This is a genomic window from Williamsia sp. SKLECPSW1 (assembly GCF_054332755.1).
This window is the reverse complement of the sequence record NZ_JBTGLI010000001.1, coordinates 2,384,575-2,401,346: the sequence shown is the minus strand read 5'-3', so window position 1 is coordinate 2,401,346 and position 16,772 is coordinate 2,384,575. Positions and strand designations below refer to the sequence as shown.

At 70.6% G+C, this 16,772-nt stretch carries 15 protein-coding genes and 1 tRNA gene; 5 read left to right on the top strand and 11 right to left on the bottom strand.

Annotated elements, in window-relative coordinates; all coding sequences use genetic code 11:
- Nucleotides 1-278: 278 nt before the first annotated feature.
- The 9 genes from ACXVUM_RS11240 to ACXVUM_RS11200 form a co-directional block, all read right to left on the bottom strand.
- On the bottom strand, nucleotides 279-2,420 hold the full coding sequence (locus ACXVUM_RS11240) for a glycosyltransferase family 39 protein (protein WP_458521867.1): 2,142 nt from the start codon (nucleotides 2,418-2,420) through the stop codon (nucleotides 279-281).
- On the bottom strand, nucleotides 2,420-3,751 hold the full coding sequence (locus ACXVUM_RS11235; protein ID WP_458521866.1) for a glycosyltransferase: 1,332 nt from the start codon (nucleotides 3,749-3,751) through the stop codon (nucleotides 2,420-2,422). Before ACXVUM_RS11235 ends, ACXVUM_RS11240 begins: the two co-directional genes overlap by 1 nt.
- 92 nt (nucleotides 3,752-3,843) lie before the next feature.
- A complete protein-coding gene (locus ACXVUM_RS11230; RefSeq protein WP_458521865.1) occupies nucleotides 3,844-4,680 on the bottom strand; it encodes a hypothetical protein in 837 nt (278 codons plus the stop codon).
- A 1-nt stretch (nucleotide 4,681) separates the two neighbouring features.
- Nucleotides 4,682-5,107: an HIT family protein gene (locus ACXVUM_RS11225; RefSeq protein WP_458521864.1), complete on the bottom strand. Its 426-nt coding sequence runs from the start codon at nucleotides 5,105-5,107 to the stop codon at nucleotides 4,682-4,684.
- A gap of 140 nt (nucleotides 5,108-5,247) precedes the next feature.
- Entirely contained in the window at nucleotides 5,248-6,600 is a 1,353-nt protein-coding gene (locus tag ACXVUM_RS11220; RefSeq protein ID WP_458522853.1) for a sensor histidine kinase, read from the bottom strand.
- 86 nt (nucleotides 6,601-6,686) lie between these two features.
- Nucleotides 6,687-7,385, bottom strand: coding sequence for a response regulator transcription factor (locus tag ACXVUM_RS11215; protein WP_458521863.1), 699 nt, complete (start codon nucleotides 7,383-7,385; stop codon nucleotides 6,687-6,689).
- A 98-nt stretch (nucleotides 7,386-7,483) separates the two neighbouring features.
- Complete coding sequence (locus ACXVUM_RS11210; RefSeq protein WP_458521862.1) at nucleotides 7,484-8,041, bottom strand: methylated-DNA--[protein]-cysteine S-methyltransferase; 558 nt, start codon at nucleotides 8,039-8,041, stop codon at nucleotides 7,484-7,486.
- Nucleotides 8,038-9,249: a winged helix DNA-binding domain-containing protein gene (locus tag ACXVUM_RS11205; RefSeq protein ID WP_458521861.1), complete on the bottom strand. Its 1,212-nt coding sequence runs from the start codon at nucleotides 9,247-9,249 to the stop codon at nucleotides 8,038-8,040. The genes ACXVUM_RS11210 and ACXVUM_RS11205 overlap by 4 nt, the downstream gene beginning before the upstream one ends.
- 10 nt (nucleotides 9,250-9,259) lie before the next feature.
- Nucleotides 9,260-9,664 carry a RidA family protein gene (locus ACXVUM_RS11200; RefSeq protein WP_458521860.1) on the bottom strand — a complete coding sequence of 135 codons (405 nt, stop codon included), beginning with the start codon at nucleotides 9,662-9,664 and terminating at the stop codon, nucleotides 9,260-9,262.
- Nucleotides 9,665-9,783: 119 nt separating this feature from the next.
- Between ACXVUM_RS11200 and ACXVUM_RS11195 the strand changes: the two genes are divergently transcribed.
- Together ACXVUM_RS11195 and ACXVUM_RS11190 are read left to right on the top strand one after the other, a co-directional pair.
- The gene (locus ACXVUM_RS11195; protein ID WP_458521859.1) at nucleotides 9,784-10,608 is read left to right on the top strand and encodes a formate/nitrite transporter family protein; all 825 of its coding nucleotides are present in this window, start codon (nucleotides 9,784-9,786) and stop codon (nucleotides 10,606-10,608) included.
- 34 nt (nucleotides 10,609-10,642) lie between these two features.
- On the top strand, nucleotides 10,643-11,818 hold the full coding sequence (locus ACXVUM_RS11190; protein WP_458521858.1) for a cation:proton antiporter: 1,176 nt from the start codon (nucleotides 10,643-10,645) through the stop codon (nucleotides 11,816-11,818).
- Here the strand turns inward: ACXVUM_RS11190 and ACXVUM_RS11185 are convergent.
- Together ACXVUM_RS11185 and ACXVUM_RS11180 are read right to left on the bottom strand one after the other, a co-directional pair.
- A complete protein-coding gene (locus tag ACXVUM_RS11185; RefSeq protein WP_458521857.1) occupies nucleotides 11,805-13,109 on the bottom strand; it encodes a DUF2254 domain-containing protein in 1,305 nt (434 codons plus the stop codon). The genes ACXVUM_RS11190 and ACXVUM_RS11185 overlap by 14 nt on opposite strands.
- Before the next feature lie 219 nt (nucleotides 13,110-13,328).
- Nucleotides 13,329-13,400 (bottom strand) — tRNA-Thr (locus ACXVUM_RS11180).
- An 8-nt stretch (nucleotides 13,401-13,408) separates the two neighbouring features.
- On the opposite strand from ACXVUM_RS11180, the gene ACXVUM_RS11175 reads away from it, so the two are divergent.
- Genes ACXVUM_RS11175 through ACXVUM_RS11165 form a run of 3 tightly spaced genes read left to right on the top strand, consistent with a single transcriptional unit; the run spans nucleotide 13,409 to nucleotide 16,764 of the window.
- Entirely contained in the window at nucleotides 13,409-15,073 is a 1,665-nt protein-coding gene (locus ACXVUM_RS11175; protein ID WP_458521856.1) for a threonine/serine ThrE exporter family protein, read from the top strand.
- 5 nt (nucleotides 15,074-15,078) lie between these two features.
- Nucleotides 15,079-15,246, top strand: coding sequence for a hypothetical protein (locus ACXVUM_RS11170; RefSeq protein WP_458521855.1), 168 nt, complete (start codon nucleotides 15,079-15,081; stop codon nucleotides 15,244-15,246).
- 57 nt (nucleotides 15,247-15,303) lie between these two features.
- Nucleotides 15,304-16,764, top strand: a complete 1,461-nt coding sequence (locus ACXVUM_RS11165) for an alpha,alpha-trehalose-phosphate synthase (UDP-forming) (RefSeq protein WP_458522852.1) — start codon at nucleotides 15,304-15,306, stop codon at nucleotides 16,762-16,764.
- The last annotated feature ends 8 nt before the right edge of the window (nucleotides 16,765-16,772 follow it).

Below are 16,772 nucleotides of genomic sequence, written 5' to 3'. Positions count from 1 at the left end.
CGGTGCCGACGACCCGGGCGGCGACGCTAGTCGCGTGTCCGTGGATGCGGCAACGCCATTTCCGACCCACGTCGTGCGCCGTGCGCTCACCGGAGGCCGAGACCTCCTGCGCCGACCGCCACCGCGACCGACGACCGCGTCGACCGCTTCCTCGAGCGCGCGACAACCATCGCCGCGCGGGCAGAAGAGCGGCTCCGATGCGTCACGCGAAGCGGTATCGGCCCACTCGGCGACGGGGTGTGGCCCGCTGGGCGAGGCCACTGTTCCGACGGTGGGACCTATTTCGGATCGGTGAGGTCGTACAGGGTCACCGAGCCGACCGTGCGCGGGGTGTAGTTCGCCTCCACCCACGCACTGATGGCGGACGCCGTCCCGCGGGCGTTCATCCCGCCGCCGAAACCCCCACCGGCGATGAACCAGTGGATCTTCCCGGCCCGGACGTCCTGTTGGAACTGCGCGAGAGTCGGCGACGGGTCGCTGCCGTTGAACCCGCCGATCGGCATCACGGGTTGCTGCGTGGCGAGCTGGTAGCCCGACGCCACGTTCGATCCGATCGCAGCGGCCATCCAGGTGTACCGATCGGCATCCCGCGCGAGCAGTGCCGTCAGCTCCGCCGACGGGCGGGACCCGTCGAGCAGACCCCCTCCGGGCCCGCCCATGCCGCCGAATCCGCCGGCACCGGAACCGGTCGCACCGGGACGTCCGACCTGACCCTGCTGACCGGGTTGACCCTGCTGCTGTCCGAACCGGCCGGGCCCGAACTGCCCAGCTCCGAACTGCCCAGCTCCGAACTGCCCGGGCGCGAACCTGCCGGGTCCTGCGTGTCCACCGGCGCGGAAGTGTCCGAAGCCACCGTGCCCGCCCGGGCCGAAGCCGCCCGCCACCCGGGGGCCTGCGCTGATGATGGATCCACTGATCGACGACGAGACCGTGTCGACGGCGTACGCGGCGGGGCCGGCCAGACCCATGATCACCGCCAGCGCAGCGCCGATCGCGGCGAGGCGGGGCACCCGGGTCAGCAGCAGGCCGATCGCTGCGACGACGGCGGCGGCGAGGACGACCCACCGCAGCCACGGCAGGAAGTCCGACGACCGCCCGAGCAGCACGAACGCCATGACACCTGTCGCCACCGCGGACGCAGCGAGGACGAGTCGCACCCAGATGCGATGCCGCTCAGCCCAACACATCCACCCCGCGGCGCCGACGACGCCGGCGATCGCCGGTGCGAGCGCGACGGTGTAGTACGCGTGGAAGATCCCGGACATGAAGCTGAACGTCAGGTAGGTGACCGCCAGCCAGAGCAGCATCACGACGAGCAAGGCCCGTCGCACGTCGGTTCGCGCCGCCCGGCCGCAGATGACCAGCGCCGCCACCCCGAGGATCACCGCGGCGGGGATGAGCCACGCGATCTGACCGCCCTGCTCCGGTTGGAACATGCGCCAGAAACCGGTCTCTCCCCACATGCCGCCACCGCGACCGCCCGCCCCACCGGGACCACCGGTGAAACCTGCGGCCCGCGCGAACTCGGCGAAGGCGGCACGGTTGCCTCCGCCGGGCATCGTGCTCCCCGTCTCGTTGCCCGTGAGGCGGCCGAATCCGTTGTAGCCGAACGTCAGCTCCAGGATCGAGTTGTGTTGCGAACCGCCGATGTAGGGCCGCGAGTCCTTCGGCCAGAGAATGACGGCGAGCACCCACCACCCCGCGGCGACGACGAGCGCCACCCCGGCGGCGAGCAGGTGGCCGACACGCCTGACCCAGGTGTGGTGGCCGAAGGCGAGATACGTCAGAGCGAGCGGCGGGATCACCAGGAACACCTGCAGTTGCTTGGTGAGGAAGCCGAACCCGACGAACACACCCGTCAGGACCATCCACCGCAGCCGGCCGTCGTCGATGCCGCGCATCGTCGCCCACACCGCGGCGAGCATGAGCAGCACCAGCAACGCGTCGGGGTTGTCGAACCGGAACATCAGCGCGGCAACGGGTGTCAGCGCCAGCGCGAGACCGGCGAGCAGGCCTGCCTGCCAGCTTGTGTACCGCTTCACGATGACGTACAGCAGAGCCACCGACGCGACGCCCATCAGGGCCTGCGGGACCAGGATCGACCACGAGTTCAGTCCGAATACCCGCACTGCGATGCCCGGGATCCACAGGGACATGGGCGGTTTGTCGACGGTGATGGAGTTGGCGGCGTCGGACGATCCGAAGAACCACGCCTTCCACGAGACCGATCCGGCCTGGATCGCCGCCGAGTAGAAGGAGTTCGCCCACCCGTTCGCCGAGAGGCCCCACAGGTAGAGGATCGCCGTACCGGTGAGGAGGAGTCCGAGCCCCCAGCGGTCAGGGTGTGCGGGGCCACGGCACGCGGCCGGTGCTGTCGGCGACGAGGCGCCGGTGGCCGGGGTGTCGACGGTGCTGGTCATCAGCTGACGTCCCGGACGAGCGCCGCGGTGTCCGTGTCGTCGTCGCCGCGAAAAACCCACCGCAGGGCGATGAACCGGGTGACGGTCGCGACGAGGTTCGCAACGATGAGCACCGCGAGTTCCACATGCTTCGACGCGCCGGGGGCACCGGCGTGCAGGATCCACAGCGACCCGGCGGTGAGTGCCCAGCCGAACAGGAACACCACGATGCCCTGCATGTGATGTCGCGCGGCGCCGTCGCGGCCCTTCACACCGAAGGTGAACGCACGGTTGGCCGCGGTGTTGAACACGGCGGTGACGAGCAGGGCCACGAAGTTCGCGGCCTGGGCGCCCACCATCGGGTGGAGCAGCAGGTACAAGACCGCGAACGCGACGGTGGAGATGACCCCGATCACGGCGAAGCGGACCAGCTGACCCACCATCCCGCGGGGTACACCGGCGACCTGCGGGTCGTCGAACTTGTTGCGGCCGAGCGTGCGTCGCAGATCGGCCACCGGCAGATCACCTTTCCCCAGGGCGCGCGCGACGCGCCAACAGCCCTGCAGGTCCTTGAGTGCAGTGTCCACGATGTCGACCTTCGAGTCCGGGTCGTCGACCCAGTCGACGGGCACCTCCGCGATCCGCAGACCCACACGCTCGGCCAACACCAGCAGTTCGGTGTCGAAGAACCATCCGGTGTCGGCGACGTACGGCAGCAGGGCCCGCGCCACGTCGACCCGCATCGCCTTGAAGCCGCACTGGGCGTCGGAGAACTTCGCGCCCATCGCGGTACGCAGGATGAGGTTGTAACTGCGGGAGATGAACTCGCGCTTGGCCCCACGCACCACCCGCGACGATCGCGACAGCCGCGACCCGATGGCGACGTCGGAGTGTCCCGAGAGCAGCGGTGCCACCAGAGGCATCAGCGCGTTGAGGTCCGTCGACAGGTCGACGTCGCAGTAGGCGACGACGGTCGCGTCACTGCTGCTCCACGTGGCGTTCAGCGCGCGGCCGCGACCTTTGCGGTCGAGGTGGACGACGCGGACACAGTCCATCGTCTGGGCCAGTTCCACGGCGATGGCGAGCGTGCCGTCGGTGCTGGCGTTGTCGGCGATGGTGATGCGCGCCGAGTAGGGCACGCGGGTGCGCAGATGCTCGGCGAGCCGCTCGACGCACGAGGCGAGGTCGGCCTCCTCGTTGTAGACCGGCACGACGACGTCGAGCGCCGGGGTCCGCGGGGTGCCGTCGAACACGACCGTCATCTCGGGGGCACCGGACGACTCGTCGGTGTGGTCGCCGCCCTGCGTCGATCCACGGCCTCCCGGCCGGCGGTCGATGGTGTCTGCTGTCATGCCGCAGACTCTGGTTGCCGCCGCTGGCGTGGCTCTGCGGGCAGACTGTCAGGTTCCTGTGAGCGCGTCCGTGCAGGTCGGACGGCCGCCGGTCAGGCGCTGCCGGTGAAGAACAGCTGCAGGGCCGGCGCCGGGTCCAGGGCGGTCCCGATGTTCGCGACGACGACGACCGCGAGGCCGGTCGCCGCGACCGCGAAGACCCCGCTCGACGCCGCCGCGAGGGACCGCAGGCCCGTGCCGCGACCGGCGTGACGCGCTCTGCGTCCGACCACCATCGTGAGCGCGGCGAGGCCGAGGACGACGAGACCGAGACAGATCGCGAGCACTGCGTGGTACCACCCGAAGTCGTGGACGAGTGCAGCGAGCGCAGGGTCCCGCGCGCCGTCGGCGATGCCGGCGCCCGCCGCAGCCCGCACACCGGACAGGTCGTCGCCCCGAGATGAGGGGAGCAGGCTCAGCGCCGATGACACCGGAGCCAGCGCGCCCTGGACGTTCGCGACCGCGAGCACCGCCGCGGCGACGACGGCCGACGAGAGCAGGCCACCCGTCACGGCCCATCGCGCGCGGCCGAGCCGCGTGGACGCCACGTCAGCAGACAGCGACAGCCGACGACCGAGCAGCGCGAGCGCACCGGTCGCGACGAGCGCGAACACGACCTTCACCCAGTGGTACTGCGCCCAGTGGTGCGTGAGGTCCCCGAACGCGCCGGTCACCTCCGCCGAATGCCGCCCGAGGAAGTCGACGACCCCGACCCGAGCCGCGTCGCCCAGAGCTCGCCCGTCCCCGATCCCCACACCGTAGGGATCACCGACGACCAGGGAGGGGGCGACGACGAACCCGACGCCGCCGACGAGCGCCACCACCGCCCACACCCAGCCCGCTCGGTGCGGCAGTCGAAGCGCCTCGCCCCTGTGCGTCGTCGCCGTCATCTCAGTCGGCGGTGTGCGCGTCCTCGCCGGCGGCGCGCAGCGCAGCGCGGATCCTCGCGGCGGCGTCGTCGAGCGCTGCGGGGTCGGGATCCTTCTCGGCGAGGGCCAGGTCGAAGGTCTCCACCGAGTGGGCCGGGAAGACGTGGATGTGCAGGTGCGGGACCTCGAGACCGGCGATGAGCAGCCCCATCCGAGGCGCGTCGAACGCGTCGCGGGTGGCCTTGCCGATGGTCTGTGCGACGGCGGTGAGGTGTGCGAACACGGCCGGGTCGACCTGCTCCCAGTGGTCGATCTCCTCGCGCGGCACCACCAGGACATGCCCCGGGGTGACAGGGTTGATGGTGAGGAAGGCGACAGCGATGTCGTCCTTCCACACGAACCGTCCGGGGATGTCCCCGTTGATGATCATGGTGAAGACCGATGCCATGCGCCGATCGTAGGCCGTGGCCGCCGGACGCCCGCTCGACGTCCGGAACCGCCCAACCGACGTCCGGAACCGCCCAACCGACGTCCGGAACCGCCCAACCGACGTCCGGAACCGCCCAACCGACGAGGTGGGGCGGGATGTCACTCGGTGCGGGGGATCCGCACCCAGAAGGTCGCGCCGCCTCCGGGGGTGTCGTCGACGCCGACGGTCCCGCCGTGCGCGTCCACGATGGCGGCGACGATCGACAGGCCCAGCCCGCTCCCACCCGCGGCCCCGCCCCGGAATCGCGACGAGTCGCCCCGGTAGAAGCGTTCGAAGACGCGGTGTCGGTCCTCCTGACTCAGCCCGAGTCCGGTGTCGACCACCTGGACGAGAGCCGACGGCCCGTCGGTCCCGACGCGCGTGACGATCGACGCCTCGTCGGGTGTGTGACGGATGGCGTTGGTGAGCAGGTTGCTGAGGACCTGCGTCAGACGCGGGGCGTCGCCGATCACCATGGGAACGCCGGGTCCGTCGATGATCTCGACGGTGATCTCCCGCTGCGGAGCGGTGGCCCGCGCGCTGTGCACGGCGTCGGACGCCAGCGACAGCAGGTCGACCTGAGCGCGTTCCAGCGGCCGCTGCGCGTCGAGGCGGGCGAGCATCAACAACTCCTCCACGAGCAGCCCCATCCGGGCCGCCTCGTGTTCGATCCGCGACATGAGCTGATCGGTGTCGGTCATCGCCCCCTGGCGGTAGAGCTCGGAGAAGCCGCGGATCGAGGTGAGCGGTGTGCGCAACTCGTGGCTGGCGTCGGCGACGAAGCGGCGCATCAGGTCCTCGGACGCCCGCGCCTGCCCCTCCGACGCAGCGGTCGCCGCGAACGCACCCTGGATCTGGTGGAGCATCGCGTTGAGCGACATCGCGAGGCTGCCCACCTCGGTGTTGGGCGCGGACTCGGGCACGCGGTGATCCAGGTCGCCGCGGGCGATCTTCTCCGCCGTCTCCTCCACCCGGCGCAGCGGGCGCAGGCTGGTGCGGATCAGGATGTAGCCCAGCCCGCCGACCACCACCATCACCGCCAGGCCGATGCCCAGCTGCAGCCAGATGAGGCGCTGCACGGTGTCGTCGACGTCGGTGAGCTTGATGGCGACCACCGACGTCCCGAAGGCGTTGACGGTCTTCACCACCCGCCATCGGGTCGACGACCCGTCGGCGGATCCCACGGTCTGCGGGGCGGTGCCGATCCGCGACAGGTCCCCCACGGCCGGCGCCCCACCGACGTCGTTGATGGTGAACGGCGGGGCGTCGGGGCGGATGACACGTACCCAGTACGGCGACGGCGGCCGACGCTCGTCCTGCGGCGGACCGAAACGGTCGGCGCCGCGCGGCCGCGCCCACGTGTCGGCGGCGCCGACGAGCCCGTTGTCGGTGCGGTCGATGAGACGGTTCTCCATCGCCGACGTCACCGAGACACCCGAGACCAGCAGGCCGACGGCGAGCACCACCACCATCAGGGCGACGAGGGAGACCCGCAACGGAACGCCGCGGCGTCGGCGGGTGGGTCCCACCTGGGCGGGGTCGACCAGTGCGGGAGCGGTCACCGCGGCTCGCGCATCACGTACCCCACACCGCGCAGCGTGTGGATCAGGCGCTTCTCCCCGGTGTCGACCTTGCGCCGGAGATAGGAGACGTAGGACTCGACGACGTTGACCTCGCCACCGAAGTCGTAGTTCCAGACGTGGTCGAGGATGCGCGGCTTCGACAGCACCGTCCCGGCGTTGATCATGAAGTAGCGCAGCAGGGTGAACTCCGTGGGGGACAATGCAACCAACTCCCCGCCCTTCCACACCTCGTGGGTGTCGTCGTCGAGTTCGATGTCGGCGAACCGGATCCGGCTCGGCTCGGGCGCCTTCTCGCCGAACCCGCTGCGCCGCAGGATCACCCGCAGACGCGCGACCACCTCCTCCAGGCTGAACGGCTTCGTGACGTAGTCGTCACCGCCGATCGTGAGCCCGGTGATCTTGTCCTCCATGGAGTCCCGCGCGGTGAGGAACAGTGCCGGGGCGTCCACACCGTCGGCGCGGAGTCGTCGCAACAGACCGAAGCCGTCCATGCCGGGCATCATCACGTCGAGGACCAGTGCGTCCGGCCGGAAGCTGCGTGCCCTGTCGATCGCCGCGGGCCCGTTCGCCGCCGTCGCGACCTCGAAGTTCTGGAACTTCAGGGACACCGACAGCAGTTCGAGGATGTTGGGTTCGTCGTCGACGACGAGGACCCGGGCACTGGAATCAGACATGGTGCCACCTTCCGTCGACGGGCTGGGCCGAGGCTGCGAGGAACCTGCACGGTTCCTGTGAACGCCCCCAGCGTGGCACGGGTCCCGCCGGGGCGCGGTCAGAACAACGTGGGTTCACCGAAGCCCGCGACACCCTCGAGCGCGAGGATCGCCCGCTTGGTGGCCACGCCGCCGGGGGCGGAGAAGCCCCCGATCTCCGTGCCTGCCCCGAGGATCCGGTGACACGGGACGAGGATCGGCAACGGGTTGCGTCCGAGCGATCGCCCCACCGCCTGCGCGGCGCCCGGCGACCCCAGTCGCGCGGCGACCGCACCGTAGGTGAGCGTCGACCCGCGGGGGATCGCGCTGGTCACCGCGTACACCCGGCGGTCGAAGTCGGGCAGGGAGTCCATCGCGAGCTCGATGTCGTCGACGCCGACGTCGTCACCGCGCAGGAGCGCGACGATGCGGTCGACGGCGACGGCCGGGCGGTGCGGTGGAAGTGCCGCGGTGGACCCGACCCGGGCGAGACGAGCGACGGTCTCCTCTGCGTCGGCAGCGGGCAACGCGACCGCGGTGATCCGTCCGGACGCGTCCCAGGCGACGCCGCACATCCCCAGCTCGGTGTCGAAGACGTGGTGGCCGACGGCACCGGACGGGACGTCGTCGCGCATCATCGGACGTCCTTCATGAAGGGCGCCGGATAGCCCGGTGTCGGCGTCACGTCGCCGAGCCACGCGCCCATCTCGTCGGCACGACGTCGCAACCGTGTGACGGCGCGCTGCGGCAGCGTCTCCAGCAGGTGCAGCCCCACGCCGCCGTCGGCGACGCGATACCAGCCACCCACGATGCGCCCGTCCCACCACACGCTCTGCCCGCCGTTGCCGTTGCGGTCGAAGAGGTGCTCGGCATGCGGTGCGAGATACCAGTCGCGCTGCTTCCACCCCATCGTCGTCGGGTCGAGTTCGGGCAGGAGGAACCCGTCGCGCTCGACGGGGTCCACCGGGTCGAGATCGTCGGGCAGGAGGTACCCGACCGCCCACTCCCCCGCCCCGATCCCGAGGTCGACCTCGACCGCCCCGACCGTCGCGAGAGCCTCGCGCACAGCGGCTTTCGTCGAGCCCAACCACCACACGATGTCGGTCTCGGTGCCCGGGCCGAAGGTCCGCAACCATCGACGCACCAGTGCGGCGTGTCCCTCCGCGACCGTCCCGTCGGGCAGTGACTCGCCCAACCACGCGGTCATCGACGACCACCGTGGCCGCGAGACGTGCCACCCGGCGGTGTTCACGCCGCGAACGATCTCGCCCGCCGCGCTCATCATGTTCAGCACCCGCGGGCCCATCGGGATGGACCCTCCCCAGCTCTTGTCACCGCCGACCGTCACCCGACCGTCGAGGGCGGGCAGGCGGGCACGCAACTCCGTCGAGGTCGCGTCGCCGCCGTCGGACAGATGGTCCCGAACGGCCGCGACAGCGGTGTCGATCCAGGCGTCGGGGTCGTCGAAGTCGGGGCTGCGACGCAGGTCGCGCAGCATGTTCGTGCGTTCGGACGCGCTCACACGCGGTGCGACGGCGTGCACGGCGTCGGCCAGGGTCGCACGGTCGAGGACGAAGGCTGTGCGCCGCATGCACAGGTGCCGGACCAGCGAGCGGTCGGTGTAGAGAGCGTGTTCGACGTCGGCGGGTGTCACCCCGTCGACGCGGGCCCACGCCGCGAGGAACACCGTCGGCGGGCACGTGGCGTGCAGCGCGACCATGTCCGATGCGAGCCGGACCATCGCGTCCGGACCCGCGGACAGGCGGGTCCCGCGGACCAGGTGGTGTCGCCGAAGCATGCGGGCGCGGCGCTGCGCCACGTCGACGCGGGGCCGCGCAGCGGACATCAGGCGACGGTCACGACGCGGGGGGCAGCGCGGCGATCGCCTCGATCTCGACGAGCTGGTCGTCGTGGGCGAGGACGGTCACGCCGAGCAGCGTCCCGGCGGGACGGTGCTCACCGAACGCAGCCGCCACCGCATCCCAGGCGACGGTGAGGTCGGCCTGGAGCTGTTCGGCGACATAGACGGTGACCTTCGCGACGTCGGACAGGGCCGCTCCCGCGTCGCGCAGCGCGACCTCGAGGTTCGCCATGCACTGGCGTGCCTGCGCCTGGACGTCGCCGGGTGCGACGGTGGCCCCGTCGGCGTCGATGGGCGCGGCGCCCGCGGTGAACACGGTCGAGCCGGGTGCGGCTGTCGCGGTGTGCGAGTACCCGCCGTCGAACAGGGACCCGGACGCGGAGACTCGGATGTGCGACATGGCGCGAATCCTACGTCCGAGGCGTCGTGCTCCCGGGCCCGACAGGTCCCAGGAGTGTCAGCCCCTGGTGCCGCCTGCCGATGCTTCCGTAGATTCATGCGGATGACGTGGCTGCCGAGATGAGCGACGACCAGACCCGGCGCGAGGTCGGGACCAACGACGGGCCCCTCGAGAACGAACTGGAACGCAGCTTCTCCACGATCGTGACCGAGGGTGCCGAACGCTTGCACCGCACCGCGCGCACGGTCCTCATCACCGGACTGTTCGGGGGCATCGAGGTCGGGATCGGCGTGATGGCGATGCTCGCCGTCCTGCACGAGACGGGGAACCACCTCCTGGCGGGGCTGGCGTTCTCGATCGGGTTGATCGCCATCCACCTCGCGCACAGCGAACTGTTCACCGAGGACTTCCTCATGCCGATCGCCGCGGTGGTCGCACGGGACGGTCGCCTGCGCGACCTCGCCAAACTCTGGATCGGCACGCTCGTCGCGAATCTCGTCGGCGGCTGGGTGATCATGATCATCGTGGTGCACGCGTTCCCCGAGTGGTCGTCGACGCTGTCGGAGTCCGCGCACCACTTCGTCGACGCACCGATCGGCTGGCAGGCGGTCTGCCTCGCGATCCTCGGCGGCAGCACGATGACGCTGCTGACGCGGATGCAGCAGGGCACCGACAGCCCCGTCGCCCGGCTCGTCGCCTGCGTCGGCGCCGCGTTCCTGCTCGCCGGCCTGCAGCTGTTCCACTCGGTGCTGGACTCGCTGCTGATCTTCGGCGCGATCCTCTCCGGGGCGGATGTCGGCTACGGCGACTGGATCTCGTGGTTCTGGTACACCGTGCTGCTCAACATCGTCGGCGGCGTCGTGCTGGTGACGGCGCTGCGGCTGGTGCGCACGAAGGAACTGGTCGCCGAGGAGCGCCGCGACAGCCGCCACTCCGACGCATGACCGCGGTGTCGACCGCCGATCGGGATGAGGTCCGATGGCGTTCGTGACGACCTTCGGCGTCGCGTTGCTGGCGGCCGTCCTGTTGTCGAACCTGTCCGCGCGCAGCCCGCTGTCGACGTCGGGGATCTTCCTGCTCGCCGGCATCGTCGCGGGGCCGCTCGTCCTCGACGCCGAACGCCTCGGCAACGACACCGTCCGCGAGGTCGCCTCCATCACGCTGTTCGCGGTGCTGTTCGCCGACGGTCAGCGCGCGCCGGTCTCCCGGCTGCGGCGGGAGTGGTCCGAACCGACCCGGGCACTGCTGATCGGCATGCCGTTGACGTTCGGTGTGGTCACCGTCCTGGCCCACTTGCTGACCGGCCTGGACTGGACGACGTCGATGTTGATCGGCGCCATCCTCGCGCCCACCGACCCCGTGTTCGCCGCGGCACTGGTGGGTCGCGACGACGTGCCCGCGCGGCTGCGCAGCCTGCTCAACATCGAGAGCGGGCTCAACGACGGGCTCGCGCTGCCCGTCGTGCTCGTCCTGATCGGGACCCTCGGCGGTCGGGTCGACGAGAGCACCTCGCTCGGCGCGGTGCTGCTCGAGGTGCTCCTCGGACTCGTTCTGGGTGTCGCGGCGCCCCTCGCGGGCGCCCTGTTGGTACGTCTGCCGGTCCTCGGGGTCACCGCCCGCGCCCAGGCGGCCGGCCCGCTGGCCATCGCGATCCTGCTGTTCGTCCTCACCGACGCCGTCGGGGCGAACCCGTACATCGCCGCGTTCACCGCCGGGATCACGCTGGCCAGCGTGAGTCCGAGGGCGTCGCAGTCGTTCGCCCCGGTCGGCGAACTCACCAGCGAGTTGGCGAAGAACGCCGCACTGCTGGCGTTCGGTGCACTCCTCACCCCGTCGCTGCTCGGGAGTCTCGGGGTCGGTGGGTGGGTGTTCGCGGTCCTCGTCCTGGTCGTCGGACGACCGATACCGGTGCTGATCGCACTGATCGGCAGTCACGGCCTCGCCCGCAACGAGCGGCTGTCGGCGGCGTGGTTCGGACCCAAGGGCTTCGCCAGCGTCGTCTACGGACTGCTGGTGCTGACGTCGGGCATCGACTCCGCGATGATGGTGTTCGCACTGGTCGCCGGGACCGTGATGGTGTCGATCGCGGTCCACAGCGCCACCGACACCCCGGTCGCGGCGGCGCTCCACGAGGAGCCGGTCAGCGCCCCGTGATCGCCGCCCGGGCCACGTCGACCTCACCGATGACCCGACGCGCCGTGACCTGGTCGGCGACGGAGTCCCGGGCGGCCGCCTCGATGACCGCGAGGTGCCGCAGCACCGCATCGGTGACGACGGGGTCGATCGCGGCGACGCCTATACGACGGGCCAGCATGGTGGCCGCGGTCATCGCCACCGGCGCCGCGAGGGCGTAGACGCGGACCGCGTCGAAGATGTCGTCGACGAGCTCCACCATCGGCACACGGGTGACGATCAGACGGAGGGTGTCGGTGTCGTCGACACGTCCCAGCCACGGCGTCGGCCGTCCGACCATCGGGACCATGCCGGTGGCGAGCTCACTGAACGCGTTGTGCGCGGTGTAGGGGTCGTTCGTTCCCGGTGAGAGGGCGCGCACGGCCATCTCGACCAACTGCTGGACCGCGAACTGGATGTCGTGCAGAGGCGTCCGGGTGTCGCCCAGGCCGACCGCGCGGCACACACCCCCCGACACGTCCGACGCCTTGTCACCCGGCGTGACCTTCGCGAGGGGCTCGCCGACCACGAGGTGATCGCCGGGCCGGATGACGATCTCGATCACGCAGTCGTGGCGCCTGGCCGTCTCCTTCAACCCGCGCTCGTCGATGTCGATGACGAAGCCGGCGGCGTCGGCGGTGACCGTCGAGTCGTCGCGACCGGGCGCGGGGGTGGGTCGCGCGTCGGGGGGCTGCTCGGACGGGTACAGGGCGTCGACGACCTCCACCAGTTCCGACCGCACCCGGGCCGACAGGGTGGACACCTGGATGGACCCGGCGATGTGGTTGATGAAGTACACGAGCACCGCGACGTCGAGGACCGCGAGGACGACCGCCACGTTCACGGCGATGTCGGGGACGAACTGACCCTCGTCGATGGTCTGCGCACGGATCGATCGCAGGACCATGAGCGAGTAGAGGAACGTCGCGCCGAAGATGCCGAGGACGAACTGGTTGCCGCGGTCGTTCATGAAGTTGCGGACGAGGCGCGGGCCGTAGGTGGAGCTCGCGGTCGCCAGCACCGAGACGGTGATCGAGAACGAGGTGGCCGCGACACCGAGCATGGACCCGCCGATGGCGCCGAGGATGTCTCGGCTGCCGCTGGCACCGACGCGGTAGAGAAGCGTGCCCCAGACGCCGAGGTCCGCGTCGTCGAGAGCCCGGTCGAGCGATATCAGCGCCTGGGCCAGCACGAGTGAGGCCACGCCGAGCAACGCGGGCAGGAACCAGAACACGTCGGCGAGCCGCGCGGCTCGTGCCCGCAACCGGCTCACGCGCGGGACTCGCCGACGGATTCCATGGCATGACCCTAGCCACCCGGGGGCGGCCGGTCGCGCAGTGAGTCACCTCACTCCCGCGAACCCACGAGGGCCGGAACCCGCACCGGCGACACGACGTTGACGACGGTGGGTTCCCGTCCCGGGCCGACGGAACTACCGTGAGCCCGACGACGGCGGCCATCCGAGGACGACCCGGGAGAACCGGGTGATGGGAGCCCCCCGTCGGGATCGAACCGACGACCGCTCGCTTACAAGGCGAGTGCTCTACCACTGAGCTAGGGAGGCGAGTAGGCGTGCGTGAGTATATCGGCAGGCTGATGCGGCCCCTGGCCGGATCCCGCCGGGCGACCATCGACACCATCGAGCCGCTCACCTCGGCGCTCTCACCCCGGCAGCCGGTCGACCTCACCGACGACGCCGCGGTCACCGAGGTGCTCGACCTGTCCATCAAGGTGGGTTCGGTCCTGCTCGACTCCGGGACCGGTGCGATCGACACCCAGACCCAGATCCGTTTCGTGGCAGGCATGTTCGGCGTCGAGCGCTGTGAGGTCGACGTCACCTACAACACCATCGTGGTCAGCGCCCGGCGCGGCTCGGCGTTGCCGCCGGTGACGGCGATGCGCACGGTGCACTACCGCTCGCTCGACTTCACCCGCCTCGCGCAGGTCGACCGGTTGATCCGCAAGATCCGTGGTCTCGCCGTCACACCGTCGGAGGCGCACGCCGTCATCGACGACATCGTCTCCGCGCCGCACCCGTACAAGCGCTGGACCGCGACGTTCGCGTGGTCGCTGCTGGCGGCCGCGCTGGCCGTGGCGTTCGGTGGTGGTCCCTGGGTCGCGGTCGTCGCGTTCTTCACCACCGCCGTCATCGACCGGGTCAACCGCGTCCTCAACACGTACGGGACCCCCATCTTCTTCCAGCAGTTGGTGGGCGGGTTCATCGCCGTCATCCCGGCCGCGATCGTCTTCCGATACTCGGCGTCGCTCGGCGTGGCCGTGGCACCGACCCTGGTCATCGCGGCAGGGGTGACGGTGCTGCTGTCGGGGCTGTCGCTGGTGGGTTCGGTGCAGGACGCGATCACCGGCGCACCCATCACCGGCGTCGCCCGGTTCTTCGAACTGCTCATCATGACCGGCGGGATCATCGCCGGCGTCTCCATGGCGATCCGTCTGCTCGAGGCCACCGGCATCGTCCTGCCCACCATCACCAGCACCACCTCGCTCGGGTTCTCCGACGCCCCCGCGCAGATCGCCGGCGGTGGTGTCGGTGCGATGGCGTTCGCGTTGGCCAGCTACGCCGAGCAACGCGCCCTCCCGGTCGCCTTCTTCGGCGGCGTCCTGGGCACCGCGGTCACCGTGATCGGCGCGATCGTCGGGGTGGGGAGCGTGATCGCCTCCGGTGTCGCCGCCGTCGCGGTCGGTTTCCTCGGTGGTCTGCTCGCCCGTCGCGCACTGACCCCGCCGCTCGTCGTCGCGGTCGCAGGCATCACCCCGCTGCTGCCCGGTCTCTCGATCTACCGCGGGCTCTACGGCGTCCTCAACGACCAGACGCTCGACGGCTTCACCGCGCTGGCCGCCGCACTCGGCACCGGCGCCGCACTGGCCGCAGGCGTCACGTTCGGTGAGTTCATGGCCCGCACCCTGCGGCGACCACGGATCACCTCCCGCCCCACCCGTGCGCTGCTCACCGCGCGGTCGGCTCTGCGGCCGAAGCGGTTCACCCGCCTCGACCCGGAGACCCAGCAGCCCGACGAGGCCGCCCGTGTGCTCGACACCGACCACCTCATCGAGATGCACACCGGGGCGTTGAGCGGTGTGCGGGAACGTCTCGAGGCCGAGGTCGAGGATCCCTCGGCGCACCCCGGGCCGCCGCGGGCGGACAGCGCGACCGAACCGATGCCGCTGTCGCAGCGCCACCGGCGGTCCCCGGGCGTGCCGCGTGACCGCGTAAAGTGACAGTCATGCCTGCCAAGACCAGCGACAAGACCGATCTGGCCGACGAGGACCTCGGGGCCGTCGCGGACGAGACCGCGAACGCCGCGCGTCGCGTCGTCGCCACCTACGCGACCGACGCCGAGGAGTGCCGCATGCTCCTGTCGATGCTCGGCATCGCACTCGACGACAACTGATACGTGGCCGCGACAGGCGAGAACCCGTCCGACCGCAGCGCTGACGTCCCGGCGTCCATCGCCGAGACCGCCGACTTCGTCGTCGTCGCGAACCGGCTCCCCGTCGACAAGGAGACACTCCCCGACGGGACCGTCCGGTGGAAGCGGAGTCCCGGCGGTCTGGTGACCGCCCTCGAACCGATCCTGCGGTCGCGGACCGGCGCGTGGGTCGGGTGGTCGGGAGTCCCCGACTCCGCCGACAACCCCGTCGTCGACGGTCTGCAGCTGGTGTCGGTGCCGCTGTCGGCGCAGGAGATCAACGAGTACTACGAGGGTTTCTCCAACGCGACCCTGTGGCCGCTGTACCACGACGTCCTGGTCAAGCCCGAGTACCACCGGGAGTGGTGGAACGCCTACGTCGAGGTGAACCGGCGGTTCGCGGAGGCCGCGTCGGCCGTGGCGTCGCAGGGCGCCATGGTGTGGATCCAGGACTATCAGCTCCAGCTCGTGCCGAAGATGCTGCGGATGCTGCGCCCGGACCTGCGGATCGGTTTCTTCCTGCACATCCCGTTCCCCCCGGTCGAGCTCTTCATGCAGCTGCCGTGGCGCACCGAGATCGTCGAGGGTCTGCTCGGTGCGGACCTGATCGGCTTCCACCTGCCCGGTGGCGCACAGAACTTCCTCTACCTCGCCCGCCGACTCGCCGGCCAGGCGACGTCGAAGGGGACCGTCGGTGTCCGCGCCAAGTTCGGCGTCGTGCAGGTCGGGTTCCGCCATGTGCGGGTCGGGGCGTTCCCCATCTCGATCGACTCCGGTGCCCTCGACGCGAACTCGAAGTCGAAGAAGATCCGCGACCGCGCCGCCGAGCTGCGGGCCGAACTGGGCAACCCGCGCACGATCATGTTGGGCGTCGACCGTCTCGACTACACCAAGGGGATCGACGTGCGCCTGCAGGCGCTGTCGGAGCTGTTGGCCGAGGGACGGGTCGACCCGCGCACCACGGTGATGATCCAGTTGGCCACACCCAGCCGCGAACGGGTCGACAGCTACATCCAGATGCGGGCGGGGATCGAGCAGCTCGTCGGCAACATCAACGGCATGTACGGGGAGGTCGCGCACCAGGTGGTGCAGTACCTGCACCGCCCGGTCGACCGCGACGAGCTGATCGCGTTCTTCGTCGCCGCCGACGTCATGCTGGTGACGCCGCTGCGCGACGGCATGAACCTCGTCGCCAAGGAGTACGTCGCCTGCCGCAGCGATCTCGGCGGTGCGCTGGTGCTGAGCGAGTTCACCGGTGCCGCCGCCGAACTGCGGTCGGCGTATCAGGCGAACCCCTACGACCTCGACGGCGTCAAGGACGCCATCGTCAGCGCGGTCTCGCAGACACCCGACGAGGGACGTCGCCGGATGCGCGCGCTCCGTCGCCAGGTGCTCGCGCACGACGTGAGCCGGTGGGCACAGAGCTTCCTCGACACCCTGGCGGTGGACAACGAGGTCGCCTCGTCGGAGAACCGCGGTGTCGACCTCGTCGACGACTGAACCGGGGA